Annotated in this window: 20 protein-coding genes and 1 pseudogene; 6 read left to right on the top strand and 15 right to left on the bottom strand. The window is 66.0% G+C overall.

Translation table 11 applies throughout. The features are described 5' to 3' along the window. Window positions 1–241: 241 nt before the first annotated feature. The 4 genes from ACX9NE_RS12850 to ACX9NE_RS12835 all read right to left on the bottom strand — a co-directional run bounded on the left by ACX9NE_RS12850 (window position 242) and on the right by ACX9NE_RS12835 (window position 4498). Window positions 242–490: a hypothetical protein gene (locus ACX9NE_RS12850; RefSeq protein WP_459364674.1), complete on the bottom strand. Its 249-nt coding sequence runs from the start codon at window positions 488–490 to the stop codon at window positions 242–244. Window positions 491–580: 90 nt separating this feature from the next. Beyond that, window positions 581–2050, bottom strand: a complete 1470-nt coding sequence (locus ACX9NE_RS12845; RefSeq protein WP_459364675.1) for an ArnT family glycosyltransferase — start codon at window positions 2048–2050, stop codon at window positions 581–583. A 136-nt stretch (window positions 2051–2186) separates the two neighbouring features. Beyond that, window positions 2187–3206: an NAD-dependent epimerase/dehydratase family protein gene (locus tag ACX9NE_RS12840; RefSeq protein ID WP_459364676.1), complete on the bottom strand. Its 1020-nt coding sequence runs from the start codon at window positions 3204–3206 to the stop codon at window positions 2187–2189. Then, window positions 3203–4498 (bottom strand): nucleotide sugar dehydrogenase, encoded by a 1296-nt coding sequence (locus ACX9NE_RS12835; RefSeq protein ID WP_459364677.1) that lies wholly within the window; start codon window positions 4496–4498, stop codon window positions 3203–3205. The genes ACX9NE_RS12840 and ACX9NE_RS12835 overlap by 4 nt, the downstream gene beginning before the upstream one ends. 295 nt (window positions 4499–4793) lie before the next feature. On the opposite strand from ACX9NE_RS12835, the gene rfbG reads away from it, so the two are divergent. Both rfbG and ACX9NE_RS12825 read left to right on the top strand, forming a co-directional pair. Then, window positions 4794–5810, top strand: coding sequence for a CDP-glucose 4,6-dehydratase (rfbG, locus tag ACX9NE_RS12830; RefSeq protein ID WP_459364678.1), 1017 nt, complete (start codon window positions 4794–4796; stop codon window positions 5808–5810). 50 nt (window positions 5811–5860) lie between these two features. After that, the gene (locus ACX9NE_RS12825; protein ID WP_459364679.1) at window positions 5861–6073 is read left to right on the top strand and encodes a dodecin; all 213 of its coding nucleotides are present in this window, start codon (window positions 5861–5863) and stop codon (window positions 6071–6073) included. A 74-nt stretch (window positions 6074–6147) separates the two neighbouring features. Here the strand turns inward: ACX9NE_RS12825 and ACX9NE_RS12820 are convergent. The 7 genes and pseudogenes from ACX9NE_RS12820 to mutA all read right to left on the bottom strand — a co-directional run. Continuing rightward, a pseudogene (locus ACX9NE_RS12820) lies at window positions 6148–6232 on the bottom strand (hypothetical protein); the annotation flags it as partial. After that, window positions 6220–6690 carry a type VII toxin-antitoxin system HepT family RNase toxin gene (gene hepT / locus ACX9NE_RS12815; protein WP_459364680.1) on the bottom strand — a complete coding sequence of 157 codons (471 nt, stop codon included), beginning with the start codon at window positions 6688–6690 and terminating at the stop codon, window positions 6220–6222. The pseudogene ACX9NE_RS12820 and the gene hepT, both read right to left, overlap by 13 nt. Continuing rightward, the gene (gene mntA / locus ACX9NE_RS12810) at window positions 6623–7006 is read right to left on the bottom strand and encodes a type VII toxin-antitoxin system MntA family adenylyltransferase antitoxin (protein WP_459364681.1); all 384 of its coding nucleotides are present in this window, start codon (window positions 7004–7006) and stop codon (window positions 6623–6625) included. The genes hepT and mntA overlap by 68 nt, the downstream gene beginning before the upstream one ends. Window positions 7007–7125: 119 nt before the next feature. Next, entirely contained in the window at window positions 7126–8412 is a 1287-nt protein-coding gene (gene lipL, locus ACX9NE_RS12805) for an esterase/beta-lactamase LipL (protein WP_459364682.1), read from the bottom strand. 63 nt (window positions 8413–8475) lie between these two features. Next, complete coding sequence (meaB, locus tag ACX9NE_RS12800; RefSeq protein WP_459364683.1) at window positions 8476–9447, bottom strand: methylmalonyl Co-A mutase-associated GTPase MeaB; 972 nt, start codon at window positions 9445–9447, stop codon at window positions 8476–8478. Window positions 9448–9641: 194 nt separating this feature from the next. Then, window positions 9642–11921 carry a methylmalonyl-CoA mutase gene (gene scpA, locus ACX9NE_RS12795; RefSeq protein WP_459364684.1) on the bottom strand — a complete coding sequence of 760 codons (2280 nt, stop codon included), beginning with the start codon at window positions 11919–11921 and terminating at the stop codon, window positions 9642–9644. Window positions 11922–11923: 2 nt separating this feature from the next. Further along, window positions 11924–13783 (bottom strand): methylmalonyl-CoA mutase small subunit, encoded by a 1860-nt coding sequence (mutA, locus tag ACX9NE_RS12790; protein WP_459364685.1) that lies wholly within the window; start codon window positions 13781–13783, stop codon window positions 11924–11926. Window positions 13784–13973: 190 nt separating this feature from the next. Here mutA and ACX9NE_RS12785 point away from each other — a divergent pair, with 190 nt between their 5' ends. Both ACX9NE_RS12785 and ACX9NE_RS12780 read left to right on the top strand, forming a co-directional pair. Further along, window positions 13974–14738, top strand: a complete 765-nt coding sequence (locus ACX9NE_RS12785) for a TVP38/TMEM64 family protein (protein WP_459364686.1) — start codon at window positions 13974–13976, stop codon at window positions 14736–14738. A gap of 45 nt (window positions 14739–14783) precedes the next feature. Further along, window positions 14784–15602, top strand: coding sequence for a S1 family peptidase (locus ACX9NE_RS12780; protein ID WP_459364706.1), 819 nt, complete (start codon window positions 14784–14786; stop codon window positions 15600–15602). Window positions 15603–15606: 4 nt separating this feature from the next. On the opposite strand, the gene ACX9NE_RS12775 is transcribed toward ACX9NE_RS12780, so the two are convergent. Continuing rightward, window positions 15607–17088, bottom strand: coding sequence for a HAMP domain-containing sensor histidine kinase (locus ACX9NE_RS12775; protein ID WP_459364687.1), 1482 nt, complete (start codon window positions 17086–17088; stop codon window positions 15607–15609). Further along, on the bottom strand, window positions 17085–17795 hold the full coding sequence (locus ACX9NE_RS12770) for a response regulator transcription factor (protein WP_459364688.1): 711 nt from the start codon (window positions 17793–17795) through the stop codon (window positions 17085–17087). The genes ACX9NE_RS12775 and ACX9NE_RS12770 overlap by 4 nt, the downstream gene beginning before the upstream one ends. 78 nt (window positions 17796–17873) lie before the next feature. Between ACX9NE_RS12770 and ACX9NE_RS12765 the strand changes: the two genes are divergently transcribed. Both ACX9NE_RS12765 and ACX9NE_RS12760 read left to right on the top strand, forming a co-directional pair. Continuing rightward, window positions 17874–18152 (top strand): hypothetical protein, encoded by a 279-nt coding sequence (locus ACX9NE_RS12765; RefSeq protein WP_459364689.1) that lies wholly within the window; start codon window positions 17874–17876, stop codon window positions 18150–18152. A gap of 71 nt (window positions 18153–18223) precedes the next feature. Further along, window positions 18224–18721 (top strand): hypothetical protein, encoded by a 498-nt coding sequence (locus ACX9NE_RS12760; protein WP_459364690.1) that lies wholly within the window; start codon window positions 18224–18226, stop codon window positions 18719–18721. A 77-nt stretch (window positions 18722–18798) separates the two neighbouring features. Here the strand turns inward: ACX9NE_RS12760 and ACX9NE_RS12755 are convergent, their stop codons facing one another. Further along, window positions 18799–19155, bottom strand: coding sequence for a DoxX family protein (locus tag ACX9NE_RS12755; RefSeq protein ID WP_459364691.1), 357 nt, complete (start codon window positions 19153–19155; stop codon window positions 18799–18801). A 9-nt stretch (window positions 19156–19164) separates the two neighbouring features. Next, window positions 19165–20307: an SPFH domain-containing protein gene (locus ACX9NE_RS12750; RefSeq protein WP_459364692.1), complete on the bottom strand. Its 1143-nt coding sequence runs from the start codon at window positions 20305–20307 to the stop codon at window positions 19165–19167. Between the last annotated feature and the right edge of the window lies 1 nt (window position 20308).

The raw sequence follows: 20308 nt of genomic DNA, 5'->3' as shown, positions 1-20308 counted from the left end.
TTACAGACATGGGGTTCGGCGGGGGCTTGGTCGCGTGCGCCAAAACGCACGAGGCGCAGAAGAAACTGCGGTACACATGCGTGGCAGCCGCCTTCGTACCGTTGGGGCAGGGCCTTCTCCAAGTCCTCGCTCCCTACCTGGGCAATTACACCGAGGCGTCACTGCTGGCGGCGGCTATCGTGACCGTTCCCAATTTCTTGCCAATAAGTACTTCGTGTGGCGCATGACGGCGCGAGAAAATCTACGCAATCACGTGGTCGTGTTTTGGCTCGTTGTCATGCTCGGTGTCTCGCTGGCTAGGAGGTTCACCAACATCATCGACCACGCGACAGCGGATCGAACCACGTTCGTCCGGTGCACCGCCGTCCTCACCGCGCAACTGCTTGGCCTCGGGATCGTATGGATCGGCCGCTTCTTGATACTTGATCGATGGCTCTTCAAGCAGGTTAACCATGAGCGGCCGCTGATCACTCGATGACACGATCCGCATGCCTTGGTTAAGGCAATGTGGTGCTGAGCCAACCCCTGGCTCCGTTGGGACGCACTCTTGACTTCGAGAGTGCTTGCGGCACCTCGGCTTTCACGCCCGATTGATTTTCCACAGCCCCGGTGCTGGTCCTGGGATCACCGAGTAGCCGGACGGCAAATACTTCTCAATCTCCAGGCGAGGGTTGCAGGTGAACACGTAGCGGTAGTCGCTGATCTTCACTCTGGCCCATACCTGATCAACCTTACTAGAATACGGAAGGAGCCAGTCCGGCAACATCAGCCCCCGCCGATCGGCGTAATACAGAATCGTGGGGTCCCAGTCGCAGCCCATCACCACGATGAGATCGTCGGGGTGGGTGGCGGCTTTCACGCGTTGCGCATCGAGGTCAGGTGTGGGAGCCATCGCCCACTGCAAGGGGTTGTAGATCGGGACCGCTGAGCCGATTACGACCAGCACGCTCGCGGCGGCCGCGAAAACCTCCGTTTTCGATCGCGCTCGTTGAGCGACCGCAACAATCCCGATTCCGACGGCGGCGACGACCGCGGGGTAGACGGCGATGAGGTAGTAGCTGTGAGTGAAGTAAAGATTCAAAAGCAGCAGCGGTCCGAATAGCGTGGTAGCAAGCCATCCGGCGCGGCGAAAACGCTCGAGTTTCGTTGGGGCCCAATTGATGCCGAGCATCACGAAAACCAACCCCGCAAAGAACGGTCCCGCGATCTCCAAGCCGATCCTGGCGAGTGCCGGCGTGTAGGAAATCGGGTCCAACCTTTGATGCAGGGACCCGAAATTCCAATCCGCCAGCTGCGCGCTGGTCAAGTACTGCGCCACCGGGTTGTGAATTTTGATTGCGTCAGCGTGCCGGGCCCACGCGAGTCCCAGCGCAACACCGGGTACCGGACCGGCGGCCAACCCGACGACCACGCGGCGCCACGACCGATTCGTCACATATGCCGACGCAGCCGAAACCAGCACAAGCACAAGCCATGCCGGTGGAGTGGTCGTCTTGACGAGAAAGGCCAGCCACGCGCTGATCGAACCCAGAATCAGCCCGGTTCCCGACCGGCTGCGAAACCAGGAGTCGAGGCCGACAACCATACCGAGCGAAAGCGCAACGGAGGGAAAGTCTACGAGCGCGGCCGCGCCCCATGCCAATCCGTACGGCGAAAGCTCGAATAGCGCCAATGCCACAATCGTGGTGAGCTTCCCGTGCCACCGGTAAACCAGCAGGGCCAACAGAATCGCCGAAGCCTGGAACCCCACAAACCCGACGATGCGCATCGCTGAGTCAGGCCCAAGACCGAGGCGAATAAGCAGCGCCGCTGCGCCCTGGGCAAGGGGAAACTCCATCGGCACGTCGGCGTTCGGACCGAATACAGGCAAGGGAGTGTGCATCAGATCAATGCCGCGGCGGGCGAATTCCAGTGCCACATAGGTCGTTTGGGTTTGCCGGAACTCGTGCATCTCGTTGAGGCGGTGCGACAGCTGCGGGATGCGGATCAACGTCCCGATGAGGATCAACCCGGTTACCCACGGCACGAATGGGTCGACCGATCGGCACATGCGAGCCCCCAGAGCACTGACTGCGTGGCCGCGCCTGGGTGCCGTTTCTGCCTGGTTTGGCATGTCGGAGGCGGGTAGCGAAGGCTCGGGCTTACCTGCGATCTGCATCGCGCTTTAGTACCAAGACCCTTGCACCTCAGATGGTCCCGGCCGCAACGGCGTCAACGATCCAGGGTATGACGTTATCCAACATGGCATCGAGTGTGGTGGTCGCCTCGAACCCCAACATCTCAGACGCCTTATGGACATCCGGTGAGCGCAATTGGACGTCATGTTCGAACGGCGGATCGCTGACATAGCGAAACTCAACGTCCGGGCGCATCTTCTTCCAGATGACTTCAGCGAGTCGCGATACGGTCGTGGCCTCAGGGGTGGAAAGATTGAAGTCACCGTTGAGCGCGGCCGGATGCTCCATGCATATGCGGATACCGCGAGCCAGGTCGCCACCGTAGGTGTAGTGCCGCACCTGGGAACCATCGCCGAGGATATGCAATGGATCCTGGCCCTTTGCCACCTTCTGGACCAGGTCGGGCACCACGTGACTCATGGCAAGTTTCACGTTGCCGCTTGGAATCTCGCGGCCGCCCAGCGCGCGCTGCTCGCCGGTGCCCACACAGTTGAACGGCCGGATTATTGTGTAGGGCAGACCGTATTGCTCGAACGCGCCATGCGCAAAGTATTCGCACGCCAGCTTCTGGAATCCGTAAGTGCTTGTCGGAGGCGGGCATTCGGTGATGTGCTTCTCCGGCGTCGGGAAGACGCTGGCGTTTTCGAATACCATTGACGAGCTGATCACGTTGATCTTCTTGAGCCAGCCCTTGCGATATGCCTGTATTGCGGTGTCGAAGTGAGCGGCCGCGATGCGTTCATTCTCGGCGAGCAGATCGTAGGCATACTCGTGGAAGTAGGTAATGCCGCCGATGCGGGCCGCACTGGCGACCATCTGATCGCAACCCTCAACCAGGCGAAACATCAGATCAAGGTCTTTGACGTCGCCCTCGACGAAATGGTAGCGGGGGTGGTCGTCGTAGCTCTTGGTTACTTTGCCGTACTTCGAATAGTTGTCGATTCCGACGACTTCGTGGCCGGCGTTCAGCAACTCCTCGATCAGGTAACCATTGATGAATCCGGCACTGCCAGTTACGAGAACCTTCACCCGGCCGCTGCTCCCGTACCCATCGTCGCCAAGAACGCATCAGTCTGGTCCACTTCCTGCTCAACGACGTCTGGACTTTCCGTTTCGTCTTCGCGGTGCTCCCCTATCTCTAGGCAGCCCCAAACATCCTCGATGATCTTGTCTTTCGGGATTTGGAGCCCCCGGTAGATGGAGTGCGGCACGCCGACGACGAGAACGTCGGCACGGGCCAACACGACGTCGAGCGGGTAGTAATCCGGACCGTCCAGGAACGGGTCGTGCAACATGACCTTCTTGGCCTCGAGCATCAACAAGTGCCGAAGCTTGAAGCTCAGTGAGTCCCGTGTGTCATCGCAATCGGCCTTGAAGGTCATGCCCAGCAGACCAACGGTCTTGTCACGCAGATCAACCCGGCGTTTGAGCATAGTCACGATGAATTGCGGCTGACCCTCGTTGATCAGCATGGCCGAATGGCCCAGCATGAAGTTGTTGTTGCTGAATGCCGCCAGCTGCATGGTGTCCTTCAGCAGGCAAGGACCGGCTGCCAGGCCGGCTTTGGGCAGGCTGTCGACACGACTGTTCTTGTAGGTCGCCGCATGGTGGACGCGGTCGAAGTCAAGCCCCGCCTCACGGCTGAGTAAATAGAACTGGTTGGCCACCGCGAATTGAATGTAGCGGTAGGCGTTGCAGAACAGCTTCGCCAGCTCAGCTTCCTGCGGCTCGACTTCGATGATCTCCGTGCTGATCCGGGAGAAGAGCTCGCGAACGATCCGGCGTCCTTCAGCGTCGAACCCACTGATGATCTGCGGTATGACCCGCAGCTCCCGAAGCGAGTGTCCCTGGGCGATGCGCTCGGGGCAGAAGGTGACGTGCACCCCGATCCCGCGCTGCTGAAACATGTCGTGGACACGTTGGCTCAAGCCCGGATACACGGTGCTTCGCAGCACCAGGGTCTGTCCGTCGTGGAAGTAGGGACTGATTTCGTCGATGATGCGAAAGAAGGTGTGCGCCTGCGGTGTCAGATATTCGTCCACGGGTGTACCGACGACGCAGATCACGATGTCGGAGTTTCTTACCGCCCACGCGTCAGTGGTTGCCGAAATGCGTCCGGTGGGCAACAGCCGCTCGAGGAGCTCCTCGGCGCCGTTCTCGATGAATGGCATCCGACCGGCCATGATGGACTTCAAGGCCGCCGCATTGGTATCCAGGATGTCGACGTGGTATCCGACATCCGCGAGCACTAGTGCGAGCGGTAGACCGACATGCCCCGCACCGCCGATGATGCAGATGCGTTCCACGGATTGAGTTGCCATACGAGACCGCCTGCCCAAATCTCCCCAACCGCGCTCAGGGTGTCAGCATGACGACATTGTCATGGCCCTGAAGCTTACCTGTGGGTAGCCTACGAGTTTCTAGGCCGGCACGCGGCGTTTTCGGACCAAATTGCCTAGCCAAGTAACGACAACGGGCCGATGCCGACGGCGTGTACTCGTCTCCTGAGGGGCCACCCTTCGCGCATAGTATGTGGCTTTCGCCGACGCATCCCTTGAAGGAGTCGCCCGTGCACATTCTTTTGCCGAAACCTAAGCGCGCACTCGGGCGATAGTCGTGCACTACTTGATCACCGGGCACACCGGCTTCAAAGGCCCCTGGCTCGCATTGCTCCTGCTCAGTCGGGGGCATCAGGTCTCAGGACTCGCTCTTGATCCGCCTGCGGGCAGCCTGTTCGATCGTGCCGGCCTCGGCAAGCACTTTGTCGCCGATCACCGGGTCGACATCCGCGACGCCGAGGCCACGGCATCGCGGATTGCAGCCTCAGCTCCTGACGTGGTCGTTCACATGGCTGCCCAGTCGCTGGTTCGTGAGTCCTACCGCAATCCGCGCTGCACCTTCGAAACCAACGCCATGGGCACCCTGAACGTGCTGGAAGCGGTGGGTGCCACCCCTTCGGTGCGCGCGCACGTGGTCATCACCACCGACAAGGTGTACCGCAACGTCGACCAGGAAGCCGGTTATGTCGAAACCGATCCGCTCGGCGGCGATGATCCCTACAGCGCCTCAAAAGCGATGGCAGATCTGCTGACTCAGTCCTGGATCCGTAGCTTTGCCGGTTGCCCCACCGCTATTGCCCGCGGCGGCAACGTGATTGGCGGCGGCGATGTCAGCCATGAGCGGCTCTTTCCAGACCTGGTGCGCGCCTACGCGACTGGCCAGGCACCGCTGCTGCGGTTCCCGCGCGCCGTCCGACCCTGGCAGCACGTGCTCGACTGCCTCAACGGTTATCTCACCATCGCCGACGCGCTGCTGGACGGTTCGGGATTGGGCCAGTGGAACATCGGGCCCGGGCGGGACAGCTTCGTCGAAGTCGGACAGGTCGCGACGTTGGCCGCCGATTTGTGGGGCGGCGGCGCGCACTGGGACCGCCAACCCGGTGACCATCCCCACGAGGCGAACCTGCTGGCACTCGATGCCGGCAAGGCGCAACGTGAACTCGGCTGGCGCAACCGGTTGGGCTTCCGCGACGCCGTGACATGGACCATTGACTGGGAACGACGCGTGCACGACGGCGCCGATCCACTCACGGTCACCCGACAGCAAATCGCCGCATTCGAAAGCCTGGATTGACCAGCAGCCCGTATATGGTCGCAAGACCAGCGGAGCTTGAAGGGGACGCGATGAGCAATCACACCTACCGCGTGATCGAGATTGTCGGAACCTCACCGGACGGAGTCGACGCGGCCATTCAAAGCGGTCTGGCACGAGCGAAGCAGACCATGCGCGGCCTGGACTGGTTCGAGGTGGAATCCGTTCGCGGTCACCTGGTAGACGGCGCCATCGCGCATTACCAGGTGACCATGAAAGTCGGTTTCCGCCTGGAAGATTCGTAAGCCGAGCTACCCGGCGACGGCTCCCGCTTCGGAGTACGGCGCGCCGAGCCCGGTGCACCCGCCGAAACCGGGGCCGGCCGGGCCAATTCCTCCCGGAACAGCACCCGCATGTCCTTGCCGGTGACCGCCCGGGCCAGCCCGGGACATCAGCCACGCAAAAAAGTGGTCACCTGCGCGACGAATTGCTCGAGGTCACGCAGATCGCCGAGCCGGGACACAACGATCTCATCCGACACCGCGACGTACTCGTGCACAAGGACATTGCGGAACCCAACAGCCTTGCGCATGGCATCGGACACTTCAGCCGTGAGTATTCCGTGGCGCCCGAGTACTTTCATGGCGTCGCCATTGTCAGCCGGCGGACCCCAACCCTGCGCCGAGCAGATGTGCTGGGCGATATCGATACACGCCTCGATGGACGTGACAAAGGTGTACTTCACGCCGCGTAGCCACATCGGATCGGCGCGACGTTCCTCACCAGCGTTGGTTTCCTGATGCAAAACACCGAGATCATCAGTGACAGCACGCAGCAGCCTGAAAACGCGGACGTCATCCACCACGGCGCAGCATCGCTTCAGCGAAGTCCCGGTGAGCGCCCGTGAGCCGCGGCAGCTCATCGAGATAGATCTTGCGTGTCGTCGCCTCCCACACCACACGAGCACTGGGGTCCCGCTCGAACAAGAGCTTCCCGTGCAGTGCGACCCGGCCCGCGAGTTCGAGAGGAGCGCGATTGAGTATCACCAGGTCGACACCGGCGGGCAGCAGAACCTCGAATGCCTCTCGGGGCTGTCCGTCGAAATAGGCCGCAATATCGACATCGGAATCTGGGCGGGCAGTGCCCGAGGCTCGACTGCCGTGCAGGTAGGCAAACACCGCGCCGTGCTGCTGCAGCGTCTCGGTTGCGTCCGCAATCCGCCTGTCAACCTGATCCATCGTCCGATTGTCTCACCGCAGTACAGGCTCGAGGGGTATGAGCGCCCGTCGAAACTTCTCCGAGCACGGAAGTGTGGCACTGCTGTCGGCCGACGACTACGCGGCGTCCGTAACCCAAGCTATCCCGCAACCTGCCCGGACTCGGTGTACGGCGCGCCGAGCCCGTGCACCGGCCGGTACCCACGCTTGCGGGCCGTGCCTGCCGCCTTGCGAATCATCGCGTAGAGCGCGACGAAGGCGGCGTGGTCGCTGGCCACGAACGGCGTCAGCAACCGGTTGTGCACGATGGCAAAAGCCACCCCGGTCTCCGGGTCGTTCCAGCCGACCGAGCCGCCCAAGCCGACGTGACCGAATCCGGGCATCACGTTGCCGATCGGCAGACTGTGGTAGCCGAGATGGAAAGCCATCGGTACGAACAGGTTGCGGTCGCGCTGGATGATTTTCTCGCCGGTCAGACCGGCGACCAGCCGCCGGGAGAGGAACCGGGTCCCGTCCACTTCTCCGCCGTTGGCGATCGCACCGTACATCCGCGCCAGCGCGCGGGCCGTCACGACGCCGTTGGCCGCGGGGATCTCGGCGTCCAGCATCGCCATGTTGCCCTGCACCGCGGCGATGACGCCGGGGAAATACATCGAGCGGTAGCCGCCGGAGAATTGGTTGGCGATCCGCTGCACCGCGCACGTCAGGATCGGGTTGGCCGCGATGTCCTGCGGCATGATGATCTCGGCTGCCCGGGTGGGCGATCCTGCGGGTGGGCGGCCCAGGTGGAATCCGTCGGTGCCCAGCGGTTCGGCCAGTTCCTCCCGGAACAGCACGCGCATGTCCTTGCCGGTGACCGCGCGGGCCAGCCCGGACATCAGCCAGCCGAAGGTCAGCGCGTGGTACGCCGGTTTGCCCATGAGCCGCCCCGGAGACGCCGCGGCCAGCCTGTCCTCCATGAGGACGTGGTCCAGTAGCTCTTCCTGGGTGGCCCCGCGCAGACCGGACAGGCCCGCGGTGTGCTTCATGACCTCGCGCACCGTCATCTTGGCCTTGCCGTTGGCGCCGAAGGCGTGCCAGTAATCGGCGACCGGCGCGTCATAGTCGATCAACCCGCGATCGGCCAGCCGGTGGATGACCGTGGCGGCCATGCCTTTGGTCGCGGAGAACACCATCGGGGCGCTGTCCGCCGACCACGGCACCTCACCGTCGCGGTCGGCCCAGCCCTTCCAGACGTCGACGACGGGCTGCCCGTCGAGATAGACCGCCAATGCCCCGCCGCCGAAGCGGTGGCCGGGAAACATGGTGGAGAAGGCCCGAACGACGCAACCAAAGTGGGAGTCCGCAGCACCGAACACACCGTGCCCTGCGTCGGGGGCACCGCGAGAAGGAACAGCGCGGCGATCGACTCCGATGTCTACCGTCACGAGGTCGAATTTACTTCGCTTTCGTAGAGTCCACGGTTAAACCCGGACATATTTACCTTTCCGTTAGTAGGTTGCGATCTCGAGTATTTGCTGGGCCGCTAAAGCGGGGGTCAGCTCGCCGTCGCGAACCCGACGTTCGACGTCCCGGCGCATCCTGCGCACCCCAGGATTCGACATCACTCGGTCCAACACCGTGTCGCGGACCATCTGCCAGGTCCAGTCGACCTGCTGATCACGTCGCCGCGCCTCGAACTGGCCGGCTTCGGTCAGCACTTCGCGATGCTTCTGAATGGTCTCCCACAGCTCGACCAGGCCGGTGCCCTCCACCGCGCTCATCGTGAGAACCGGTGGCCGCCAAAGTGATTCGCGGGGGTGAATCAACCTGATTGCCCCGGAGAGTTCTCGGGCGGCCATCCGCGCATCCTTGAGATGCTCGCCGTCGGCCTTATTCACCACCACGATATCGGCGAGCTCCAGCACACCCTTCTTGATGCCCTGCAACTGATCCCCGGCGCGCGCCAGGGTGAGCAGGACGAAGGTGTCGACCATGTTGGCCACCGCCACCTCGGACTGCCCGACCCCGACCGTTTCGATCACGATCACGTCGAAACCCGCCGCCTCCAGCAGCACGACCGTCTCCCGGGTGGCTTTTGCTACGCCGCCCAAAGTTCCGGACGTCGGGGACGGTCGGATGTAGGCGTCAGGGTGCGTCGCCAGCCGCGCCATCCGGGTCTTGTCGCCCAGGATCGAGCCACCGGTCCGCGTCGAGGACGGGTCGACGGCCAGCACGGCCACCTTGTGGCCCTGCTCGATCAGATGCATGCCCAGCGCCTCGATGGTGGTGGACTTGCCCACCCCCGGAACCCCGGTGATCCCGACCCGGTGAGCGTTGCCGGCGTGCGGCAGCAGAGCTAGCAGCAGCTGCTGGGCCCGCTCGCGATGGTCGGCGCGGGTGGATTCGAGCATGGTGATGGCGCGCGGCAGTGCCGCACGGTCGCCGTTGCGGATGGCCTCGGCCAGTTCCTCCACGGTCATGCCCAGACCCTGGGGACTCGGTGCTGCGGTGTTGGCGGGTTTGTCCGAGTGTGCTGCACCCTCAACGCAGAGCGAACGTCGTTTACGCCGTCGCCGCCTTCAAGCAATGCAGGTTGTCGCTGTAAGGCGGGCAATCGGGGTGCCGCCCGGCGCAGGGTCAGCTGGGGCAGGCGTGAACGTTGTGACACGGCGCTTTACGAGTCCAGGTCGTACCCGAGCCGGTCGGCCAACTTGTGCAGCAGGCCGATCGCGGAGTCGGCGATGACGGTCCCGGGCGGGTAGATCGCGGCGGCCCCGGCCTCGTACAACTCATCGAAATCACCGGGTGGGATGACCCCGCCGACCACGATCATGATGTCGGGACGTCCCACCTCTGTCAGGGCATCGCGCAGCGCCGGCACCAGCGTCAGATGACCGGCTGCCAGCGAGGACACGCCGACGACGTGGACGTCGTTGTCGGCGGCCTGCCTGGCCACCTCTTCGGGGGTGGAGAACAACGACCCGACGTCGACGTCGAACCCGATGTCGGCGAACGCCGTCGCGATCACCTTCTGGCCGCGGTCGTGGCCGTCCTGACCCATCTTGGCGATCAGGATTCGCGGGCGGCGACCGTCGGCTTCGGCGAACTTCTCGACGAGTTCGGTTGCTTTGGCGAGATTGGGGGAGGTTCCCACCTCGTCACGGTAAACCCCGGCGATCGTGCGTATCTCAGCCTGGTGGCGTCCGTAGACCTTTTCGAGCGCGTCGGAGATCTCCCCGACGGTCGCCTTGGCCCGAGCCGCATTGATGGCCAGCGCCATCAGGTTGTTACCCAACCCATCTCCCCCGCAAGCGGGAGGTGCCCCCACACCGGCCGGCCCGCTCGCCGCAGCCGCGCGACTCAGCTCCGCCAGTGCGGCGGCAACCTCCTCGGGGTCTCGATTCGCCCGCAGCTCTTGGAGTTTGGCCAACTGTTCGGCGCGCACCCGGCTGTTTTCGACCTTGAGCACCTCGATCTCTTGGTCCTCGGCCACCTGATACTTATTCACCCCGATCACCGGTTGCTGGCCGGAGTCGATGCGGGCCTGGGTCCGCGCGGCGGCCTCCTCGATACGCAGCTTCGGAATGCCTTCGCCGATCGCCTGCGCCATGCCGCCGTGCTCGGCGACCTCCTCGATATGCGCGCGCGCCCGCAGCGCCAGCTGGTGGGTGAGCCACTCCACGTAATACGAACCCGCCCACGGGTCGATCGGCCGGGTGGTACCGGACTCCTGTTGCAGCAGCAGCTGGGTGTTGCGGGCGATGCGGGCGGAGAAGTCGGTGGGCAGCGCCAGCGCCTCGTCTAATGCGTTGGTGTGCAACGACTGGGTGTGGCCCTGGGTGGCGGCCATCGCCTCGATGCAGGTGCGGGCAACGTTGTTGAACACGTCCTGGGCGGTCAGCGACCAGCCCGAAGTTTGCGAATGTGTGCGCAGCGACAGCGATTTCGAACTCTTGGGCTCGAACTTGGCCACCAGCTCGCTCCACAGCAGCCGCCCGGCGCGCAGCTTGGCAACCTCCATGAAGAAGTTCATCCCGATGCCCCAGAAGAACGACAGGCGCGGTGCGAACTTGTCGATGTCCAGGCCGGCGTCCAGGCCGGCCTTGATGTACTCGACACCGTCGGCCAACGTGTACGCCAGCTCCAAATCGGCTGTCGCACCGGCCTCTTGGATGTGATAGCCGGAGATCGAGATGGAGTTGAACTTCGGCATCTTGGCGCTGGTGTAGGCGAAGATGTCGGAGATGATCCGCATCGAGGGCTTGGGCGGGTAGATGTAGGTGTTGCGGACCATGAACTCTTTGAGGATGTCGTTCTGGATGGTGCCGGCCAGCTTCTCCGGCGGCACCCCCTGCTCCTCGGCGGCCACCACGTACAGCGCCAGGATCGGCAGCACCGCCCCGTTCATCGTCATCGACACCGACACTGCTGACAGGTCGATGCCGTCGAACAGCTGGCGCATGTCGAGGATGGAATCGATTGCCACGCCGGCCATTCCGACGTCGCCCTGGACGCGGGGATGGTCGGAATCGTAGCCGCGGTGGGTGGCCAGGTCGAAGGCCACCGACAGACCCTTCTGACCGGACGCCAGGTTGCGACGGTAGAACGCGTTGGATTCGGCGGCGGTGGAGAAGCCCGCGTACTGACGAATGGTCCATGGCTGGTTGACATACATCGTCGGGTAGGGACCACGCAGGAACGGCGGCTCACCCGGGAAGCTGTGCAGCGGGTAGCCTTCTTGCTCGGCCGCTGCCCGGTCTTCGGCGATGTACACCGGCTTGACCTCGATACCCTCCGGAGTCTGCCACTGCAGCTGCTCGGGGCTATACCAGTGCGCTTTCGCCGCCGCGGCGACATGCTTTTCAACCGCGGCCGCGGTTGGCTTGGTCAATGGGCGGTCACTGTCGAACGGGACGTCGGCGAAGCTGCCAATCGAGGGGACCGTAGCTGTCATCGTTATGCCCCCAGCCTGAAGAGCAGATCCGAAAGCGCTTCGACTGCATCCATTTTCGCGGTCAAGTACCCGTCGGGCCGCTGGCCGGAATGATCTACAGCCTTTTCCGGCCCGGCCAGGTACACCCGTTCGATGCCGGCGGCACGGGCGGCCTGTACCACGCCGGGCACCTCGTCCGCGTAGCGCCGGTCGGTGCCGCAGATCACCGCCACCGTCGGTGACCCCGCGCCGGTGACGGCCTGCGCGACATCTGCAGCCTCGACGGTGCCGGGGTTGATCGCCTCGATGCCGCCGGATGCCAACAGGTTTGCGGCGAAGGTGGTGCGGATGTTGTGTTCGGCCAGCGGCCCCAGCGGCAGCAGCAACACCTGCGGCCGCTTGTCATGCGCGGCGAGATAGACGTCCGAACGGTCGCGCAGCGCCTCGAACTCGGCGGCGTAGCGCCGCACCCGTCCCGAACGCCCCAGCGAATCACCTTGCGGCAGCGGCGCTTCGCCAAGATTCGGGAATTCGTTGACGCCGGTGATGGCGATGCGGCGGTGCGCGATGTCCTCGGCGCGTCTGGCGGCGAGCGATCCGATCTCATCCACCAGGTAGCCATGGGCCACGGCGAACCCGCCGCGCGACTCGATGGACTGGAAGTGCTGCCAGGCCCGCTCGGCCAGCTCCCGCGTCAAATCCTCGACAAACCACGACCCGCCGGCCGGATCGAGCACCCGTCCGACATGCGACTCCTCCAGCAGCAGCAACTGCGTGTTGCGGGCGATCCGGCGCGCGAAGCTCGTCGCGGTGCCCGGCCAGCCGCCGGGGATGGATACGTCGAACGCGTACACCAGCACGGTGTCGGCGCCGCCGACGCCGGCGCCGAAGGCCGCCAGCGTGCAGCGCAGCATGTTCACCCACGGGTCCCGCTGGGTCATCATCGGCAGCGACGTCTCGGCGTGCACGACGGCCGCACCGCCGTCGGGATCACCAACCACCTCGGCGACACGCGCCCACAACTGGCGCGCCGCACGCATCTTGGCCAGCGTCATGAACTGGTCGTCATCGGCGGCGAGCCGGAAGCTGATCTGACGCAGCGCCTGTTGGACCGGCAGCCCCGCTTCGGTGAGTGCCCGCAGATAAGTGACCGCCGCGGCGATCGTCGCGCCGAGTTCCCAGCCGGCGGTGGCGCCCAGGTTGTGAAAAGCGGGGCCGTCGACGGTGATCGACCGCACGCCCGGCCGCTCGACGGTACGTTTCGCGACCGAGACGACGTCCTCGAGCAGCGGAGCGCCGCGCTCGCTCAGGGTTGCGGTCAGCGGGTCGGCGCCCAGGTCCACCGACACGGTCGCGCGCTGCTCGGCGTCGACCTGGTCGACCAGCGTCAGCATCGCGTCAGCGGCGGCCGCATAGTCGGCTCCTGCGTCGACGATGACCGGCGCCATGCTCAGGTACACGCCCTCGAGCAGGGCCGCGATCTGGTCGGGAGCCACGCCGGACTCCCCCACCCGCAGCAAGAGCCCGCCGACGCCTTCGCCGAGTGCGGTCAACAGCGCGCCGTTGGCCTCACCTGCCGGCACACCGGGCGCGGGAAACGCCTCGACGACCTTCCAGCCCGACTTGACGTCCCGCGATGCGTCGCCGCCGCGAACGAAGGGCCATAGTCCTGGTAACGGCGGCTCGGGCAGCTCGTCGAACGCGGTATAGAGCGGCCGGATCACGAACCCGTCGTAGGTCGGGGTCTCCAGCCGCTGCTCAGGGTGGTCGCCGAGGTCGGCCGGATCGACACGGGCGCTCTTGGACAACACACCGGCAACCGCACTGCGCCAGCGCCCGCGAACCTGTTCTAGGTCGGCGAGCTCGGGTACGTCGATGGACACCGATTTGCTCCTGTTTCCGCAGCAATCAACAGTCTTGCTTCGGCTCACTTCCGTCTTGTCGCTTAACTAACAAGGCTAATTGATCGGCACCGGAATCCAGGAATCGAGGTGCCGGCGAGCGCAACACCGCCACGGCGAAACGCCAGTCCGGGGCAACTCGGTATTCATCTTCGCCCCGTACTCTTGAGCCGTGACGACCGCCGCGATCTGCAAGACCACCGATACGGTGCGCGGTGTCGCCATGGCCGTGGTCTCGGGCGCGCGTCAGGCGTCGCTGCCGAGGCTGGTCGCAAGCGTGGTGGGAATCACAGTTCTGGTGGCGGTGGCATTGTTGGTTCCGCTGCCCACGGCAATGGAAATGCGTGACTGGGCCCGGTCGCTGGGACCGTGGTTTCCGCTGGCGTTCTGGCTCGTCCACACCGTCGTCACGGTGCCGCCGTTTCCCCGCACCGCCTTCACGCTGGCGGCCGGGCTACTGTTCGGACCTGTGATCGGTGTGGCCATCGCGGTCACGGCCAGCACCGCCAGCGCCGTTCTGGCGACGCTGCTGGTCCGCGCGACCGGGTGGCGGCTCAACCGCCTGGTCCGCAGCCGGACCATCGTCCGTCTCGACCAGCGACTGCGGGAGCGGGGTTGGCTGGCCATCTTGTCGCTGCGGTTCATCCCCGCCGTGCCGTTCTCGGCGATCAACTACGCCGCAGGCGCCTCGGCCGTGCGCATCATGCCGTACATGTGCTCGACGGTGGTTGGCCTGCTGCCCGGCACAGCCGCGGTGGCGATCCTGGGCAACGCGTTCGCCGGAGACGGCAACCCGTTGTTGGTACTGGTTTCGGTGGGCACGGCCGCGCTCGGTCTGTGCGGATTGGGTTATGAGATCCGCCAGTATCGCCGCCACCACCGGCACACTGCCGAATCTGTCACCGAGCCGCTCTCCGAACCCGCTGTCGCGCCCTGACCACTCGCCGTGCAGTTTGCTCATCTGGCGTCGGCGCGCACGATCATGCTCGTGGCCGGAGCGGTGCTGTGCCTCGGGGTGGCAGCCTGGCCCCTGCGGGCATCCCGGCGCGCCGGGACCTATAGCTGGCGGCTGTCGCTGGTCGCGCTGTTGAGCGCGGCGTCGTTCATCGTGACGATGTTTTTGCCCGGACCCCGCAGGGCGCCGGTGCAGCCGCTGGTGACCCTCCCGGCCGCGAGCGCAATCGGGCCCGGCGCCGCCATCGCCGTCGCCTACGCCGACGGAACCGGCGGAATGGCCTGTACCGCGGGTTTTCTGGTTCGCACCGCGGGCGGCCAGACCGGAGTGCTCACCGCCGGACACTGCAACCGGCCGGGCGAAGGGAGCAAGGTGAGCATGAACTCCGGTTCCGTCCCTTACCAGACGGTGGGCACATTCACCCAAACCGTCAGCGAGGGAACGCGCGGCGAAGCCCACGACATCGGGCTGGTGATGCTCGATTCGGACAAAGTCCCCCGGACGGCGTCAATCACTGGGCCGATGCCGGTCAGCGGCGTCGCCGGCGACCTGCGAATCGGGGAGCAGCTGTGCAAGTGCGGCATGCGCACCGGCCGGATGGCATGCGGGCAGATCACCGACGTCACCGAAAGCAAGGTCGCGTTTCTGGCACCCAGCCAATGCGGCGATTCCGGTGGCCCCGTCTACCTCATCCGGCCCGACGGCGCGGCGGCCGTCGGGATCCACATCCGCGGCGGGCGTCCGAACGAACCCAACCCGACCTGTTCCACACCCGCGACGTTCTCGGTGGCCGAACTGGTACGGCCGTGGCTGGACCAGTGGGGTCTGACCGTCGTGACCGGCTAACGACTCAGCTGACCCTGACCGGCAGACTCAGCCGGAACCGCGCACCCCCGTCATGCGCCAGACAGACCAGGTCGCCACCGTGGGCCCGGGCCAGCGCGCGGGCGATCGGCAGGCCCAGCCCGGCGCCGCCGTGGTCGCGGGCGCGCCCGGCGTCCAAACGCACCAACCGCTCGAAGACGCGGAAGCGCTCGGCGTCGGGAATGCCCGGGCCGGTGTCGGTGACCGTCACCTGCGCCGCCGCGGGGTCGACGCTCAGGTCGATGGTCACCGTCCCGCCGGCCGGGGTGTGCCGGCGGGCGTTGTCCAGCAGATTGGACAGGATCTGCGCAACCCTCGTCGGGTCCGCCGGGATTGTCAGCTTGTCCACTCCGGTCCGCACGATCGATAGCCGCGGGGCCAGCATCGCGGCCCGCTGCGCCTCCGCGTCGACGATGACGGCCAGGTCGGTGTCGTGGACGTCCAGCGGCAGACCGGCGTCGATGCGACTCAGATCCAGCATGTCGGCCACCAGCCTGCCCGCTCGGCGGGCATCGGACTGCAACAGGCTGGCCCGCCGGTACTGGGCACTCGCCTGCGAATCGCTCTCATGGGCGGCGAGCTGTTCGGCGGCCGCTTGCATGCCCGCGATCGGGGTTCGCAACTCGTGAGCGGCGTCTACCAGGAACTGCCGGGTGGCGGCCTCGGCACGCTGGGCCGCCGCCGCCGCCTGCTGCGCCCGCAATTCGGAGTCCTCCAACGCATCCAGCATTGAGTCGAAAGCGGCTGCCGCACGACCTAATTCGGTGTCGGTGCGCGAGGGGCGCAGGCGCCGCCCCCGGTCACCGGTGGCGATGCCCCTGGCCAGGGTCGTCAACCGGTCCAAAGGCCGCAGTGCTGCCTTGCTGACGGCGATCAGCAAAAGCGCCGCCACCACCAGCGTCACCAGACCCGCGCCGACCATCAGTTGCCGCAATTGCCGGGTCACCTGCATGGTCTGGGTGGTGTCGGCAACCAGAATCAGCCGGGCACCGTCGGGCAGCGGGTGTACCACCACCGTCGCGCTGCCGTCGGGCGGCGGCCCGGGCGGCGGCGGAGGCAACGGCGGGGGTCTTGATGGCCGACCCGACGGTGGGATCGGCATCGGTGCGAGCGGGTGGCCGGGCGGTGGCGGGAACCCGGGAGGCGGCACCACCGACCCGGCTTTGATGTCAGGGCTGATGCCGGGATCGCCGTAGCCGGCGCCGTCGGCCATGACCACCAACGCGCGCACGGTGCCGCCGTTCAGTTGAGCGGCCAGCAGCTCGGGCGGGGTATTGGCGGCGACCAGGGCATCGGCCCGCGACGTGGCGGCCAGCAGCCGGTCGTGCAGATTGCGGCGCGCCTGCATCCCCAGGCTGACGTCGATCGTCACCCCGAGCACCGCCACTAGCACGACCAGCAGCGCCAGCACCAGCAGCAACACCCGGCGCTGCAACGACGGGGTGGCGGTGCCCGGTTCGACCGTCATGAGCGGTGCGGCTGCAAGCGATACCCGATCCCGCGCACTGTCTGCACGACCCGTGGCCCATGCGCCTCGAGTTTGCGCCGCAGGCTACTCACGTGCACCTGCACCAGATTGGCGTCGTACGCGTCGTAGCCCCACACCGCACTGAGGATCTGGTTGGCACTGACAATCCGGCCGCGCTGTTCGACGAGGAATTCCAGCAACCGCAATTCAGTGGCGGTCAGGTCCAGTTGATGGCCGTCACGTGCCGCCACCCCGGCGTCGACGTCGAGGATCACGTCACCGAACTGGATCACCTTGGGCAGCCGTCCCCGCCGCCGCAGCACAGCGCCCACCCGGGACACCAGTTCGGCCAGCTCGAACGGCTTGACGACGTAGTCGTCGGCGCCGCCGTCGAGGCCGCGCAACCGGTCCGGCAGTCCGTCACGCGCGGTGATCAACACGATCCCGACGTCGCCGTACTCGCGGACCACGTCGATGAGCTCGAATCCGTCCCGGCCCGGCAGCATCACGTCGAGCACCACCAGGTCGGGCCGCAACCCGGCCAGCACCTGCTCCAATCCGTCACCGTCGCAACGCGTGTCGGTGTGGTAGCCGACATCAGCCAGCGCCTCGCTGACCATCTCGCGGATCGTTTCGGAGTCTTCGACCACCAGCACGCGCGGCGTGCCGACACTGAACTGATCCGTCGCCGAACGGCTGTCCGTCATGCCCTCATTCTTAGTCGTGACCACGACCGGCCCGCGCATTTGCGGCCGCATTTCACAGCGACGGCGCACAATCCCCGTATGGCTCCCGACGGCACCACCCACCCAGCACCAGCGCGACGGTATTCCCTCGGCGCGCTGATCGGCGCCGGGCTGGCGGGCGTGGCAGTCGGCGCGACGGCCGCGTTCGCGGTGACCGGCCTGGTCTTCACCGTCCGCGTCGAACTGCCTCCGCCGCCGTATCCGCAGTTCTCGACGACGCCACCGACGCCTCCTCCGGCGCTGTCCAGCGTCGTTCCGACCTCGGCGCCGCCCAGTCTGGTCCCGGGTCCGCCACCCCTGCCGCCGGGACCGTCCTGATTTCTTCAGGTCCACTTCAAGTTCGGCTCTTACCGTCGCGACTGCAACAGTCCAACGACGTGAGGAGTCGCATGACCTCCGACGACACCCCGACGACTGATCCGTCAGTCGCCGCACCCGTACCCCCACCGACCGCGGCGCCCGCCGCGCCCGTGGCACCGGTGGTCGCGCAAAAGCCCCGCCATTCCACGCGCGTGGTGGTGGGCGCCGGCATCCTCGGCGGGCTGGTGGGCGCCGTCGTCACCGCTGGTACGGCGCTTCTGATCATGGCGTTCGGGTTCGGGCCTACCCCTCCGCCGCCGGGTCCGGGTTTCGGCCCGCCCGGCGCATCGCACTTCGGATTCCCGCCGCCAGGCGGACCCGGTGGGCCGATGGCCGGTCCCAGAGGCCCGATGGGGATGGCACCGCCTCCGATGGGTCCGGGCGGCCCCGGATTGCGGGCCCCGTTCCCGGGTGGTCCGCCGCCGATGGGACCGGGCCCGCTGCCCGGGCAGCAACCGCCGGGACCGGGCCAGCCGCCGGCACCACCGTCGGGGAACCCGAGCGCATCGCCGACTCCCCCGCGGTAGTCCCTGTCGCGAGGGTGCGAAACAGCACGCTCGCGACATAGGGATGTCATGCGTGGCACCCGCGAGCTGCGGTTGGATTAAGTGCCTTCTGGCCCCTTAGCGGTCATCGCCGCGAACAGGGCCAGGAACAGCACGGCCGGAACCGCATTGGCCACCTTGTCCCGCACCCGGATATGGGCGCCTACCGCCAGCGCGAAGTACACCGTCAGCATCGCGGTAGTCAGCCTGGCCAGTGCCGGAAAGCGGTTCACCGACGCCAGCCCCACCGCCGCCGCAGCCTTGACCACCGGCAGGACGGGCCTCACATTCTCGGGAACTTCGACGGTGTCCAACACCTTCCGGATAGGGGGCATCTGGACTGCGCACGCCACCGCGTCGACGGCATGAAACGCCGCCAACGCCGCGTATGTCCTCGGTGAAGTCACAGTGCTCATCCGGCAATCCTATTGATGCAACTCGGGAGGCACGCCCAGCGGCCGCTCCACCGGCTTGTTCGCTATCGCCTCCGCCTTGGCCACGGCCTGCGCGACCGTCGGGTCGGTCTCGGTGGAGAACCAGTCCGCGACCTCGGCGTCATCGTCGGCGGCGTGCCGGGGCGCCTCGTCGACCGGGGACGGTTCGAAGCGGAACACCCCGTCCTCGCCGGGCTTGCCCAGCATGCGGGTGAATCCCTGCAGCGCGGCGTTGAAATCGCTGGGCACCACCCACACCTTGTTGGCGTCGCCGCGCGCCATCTCCGGCAGCGTCTGCAGGTACTGATAGGCCAGCATCTCCGGGGTGGGCCGGCCCGCCTTGATCGCGGCGAACGTCTTCTCGATGGCCTTGGCCTGACCCTGCGCCCGCAGATAGGCGGCGGCACGCTCACCCTGGGCGCGCAGCACCCGCGACTGCCGATCTGCCTCGGCGGACAGGATCGCCGCCTGCTTGGCACCCTCGGCGGCCAGGATCTGCGACGCCTTCTGACCCTCTGCCTGCATGATCGCGGCCTGGCGGGTCCCTTCGGCCGTCAGGATCATCGCGCGCTTCTCGCGGTCGGCCTTCATCTGCTTCTCCATCGACGCCTGGATCGACGGCGGCGGATCGATGCTGCGCAACTCCACCCGAGCAACCCGCAGGCCCCACCGGCCGGTCGCCTCGTCGAGCACGCCGCGCAGCTGGGCGTTGATCTGGTCACGGGAGGTCAGGGTCTGCTCGAGGGTCATACCGCCGACCACGTTGCGCAGCGTGGTGGTGGTCAGCTGCTCCACACCGACGATGTAGTTGCTGATCTCGTAGACCGCCGCCTGCGGCACGGTGACCTGGAAGTAGACGACGGTGTCGATGTTGAGGGTCAGGTTGTCCTCGGTGATGACGGGCTGTGGCGGGAACGACACCACGCGCTCGCGCAGATCCACCCGGGCCCGGATACGGTCGATGAACGGCACCAGCAACGTCAGCTGCCCGCTGACTGTGCGGCTGTACCGGCCCAGGCGCTCGATGACCGCGGCCTCGGCCTGCGGTATCAATGCGACCGACTTGGCCACGACGACGATGGCGAATATCACCAGAACGGCCAGGAAGACCAGGCCGGCAACCGCACCTTCCACC

Source organism: Mycobacterium sp. ML4 (assembly GCF_054515735.1).
This window is presented reverse-complemented; position numbering and strand designations above follow the sequence as displayed.

What these genes read in the sequence shown, in the direction of transcription:
- meaB (WP_459364683.1), bottom strand. Translation starts at nt 9,447, where the DNA reads ATGACCGTGGAGGAACTGGCCGAGGCCATCCGCAACGGCGACCGTGCG.
- ACX9NE_RS12780 (WP_459364706.1), top strand. Translation starts at nt 14,784, where the DNA reads ATGCTCGTGGCCGGAGCGGTGCTGTGCCTCGGGGTGGCAGCCTGGCCC.
- ACX9NE_RS12775 (WP_459364687.1), bottom strand. Translation starts at nt 17,088, where the DNA reads ATGACGGTCGAACCGGGCACCGCCACCCCGTCGTTGCAGCGCCGGGTG.
- hepT (WP_459364680.1), bottom strand. Translation starts at nt 6,690, where the DNA reads ATGAGCTGCCGCGGCTCACGGGCGCTCACCGGGACTTCGCTGAAGCGA.
- ACX9NE_RS12755 (WP_459364691.1), bottom strand. Translation starts at nt 19,155, where the DNA reads ATGAGCACTGTGACTTCACCGAGGACATACGCGGCGTTGGCGGCGTTT.
- ACX9NE_RS12845 (WP_459364675.1), bottom strand. Translation starts at nt 2,050, where the DNA reads ATGTGCCGATCGGTCGACCCATTCGTGCCGTGGGTAACCGGGTTGATC.
- ACX9NE_RS12825 (WP_459364679.1), top strand. Translation starts at nt 5,861, where the DNA reads ATGAGCAATCACACCTACCGCGTGATCGAGATTGTCGGAACCTCACCG.
- ACX9NE_RS12760 (WP_459364690.1), top strand. Translation starts at nt 18,224, where the DNA reads ATGACCTCCGACGACACCCCGACGACTGATCCGTCAGTCGCCGCACCC.
- ACX9NE_RS12765 (WP_459364689.1), top strand. Translation starts at nt 17,874, where the DNA reads ATGGCTCCCGACGGCACCACCCACCCAGCACCAGCGCGACGGTATTCC.
- ACX9NE_RS12835 (WP_459364677.1), bottom strand. Translation starts at nt 4,498, where the DNA reads ATGGCAACTCAATCCGTGGAACGCATCTGCATCATCGGCGGTGCGGGG.
- scpA (WP_459364684.1), bottom strand. Translation starts at nt 11,921, where the DNA reads ATGACAGCTACGGTCCCCTCGATTGGCAGCTTCGCCGACGTCCCGTTC.
- ACX9NE_RS12770 (WP_459364688.1), bottom strand. Translation starts at nt 17,795, where the DNA reads ATGACGGACAGCCGTTCGGCGACGGATCAGTTCAGTGTCGGCACGCCG.
- ACX9NE_RS12850 (WP_459364674.1), bottom strand. Translation starts at nt 490, where the DNA reads ATGCGGATCGTGTCATCGAGTGATCAGCGGCCGCTCATGGTTAACCTG.
- mntA (WP_459364681.1), bottom strand. Translation starts at nt 7,006, where the DNA reads ATGGATCAGGTTGACAGGCGGATTGCGGACGCAACCGAGACGCTGCAG.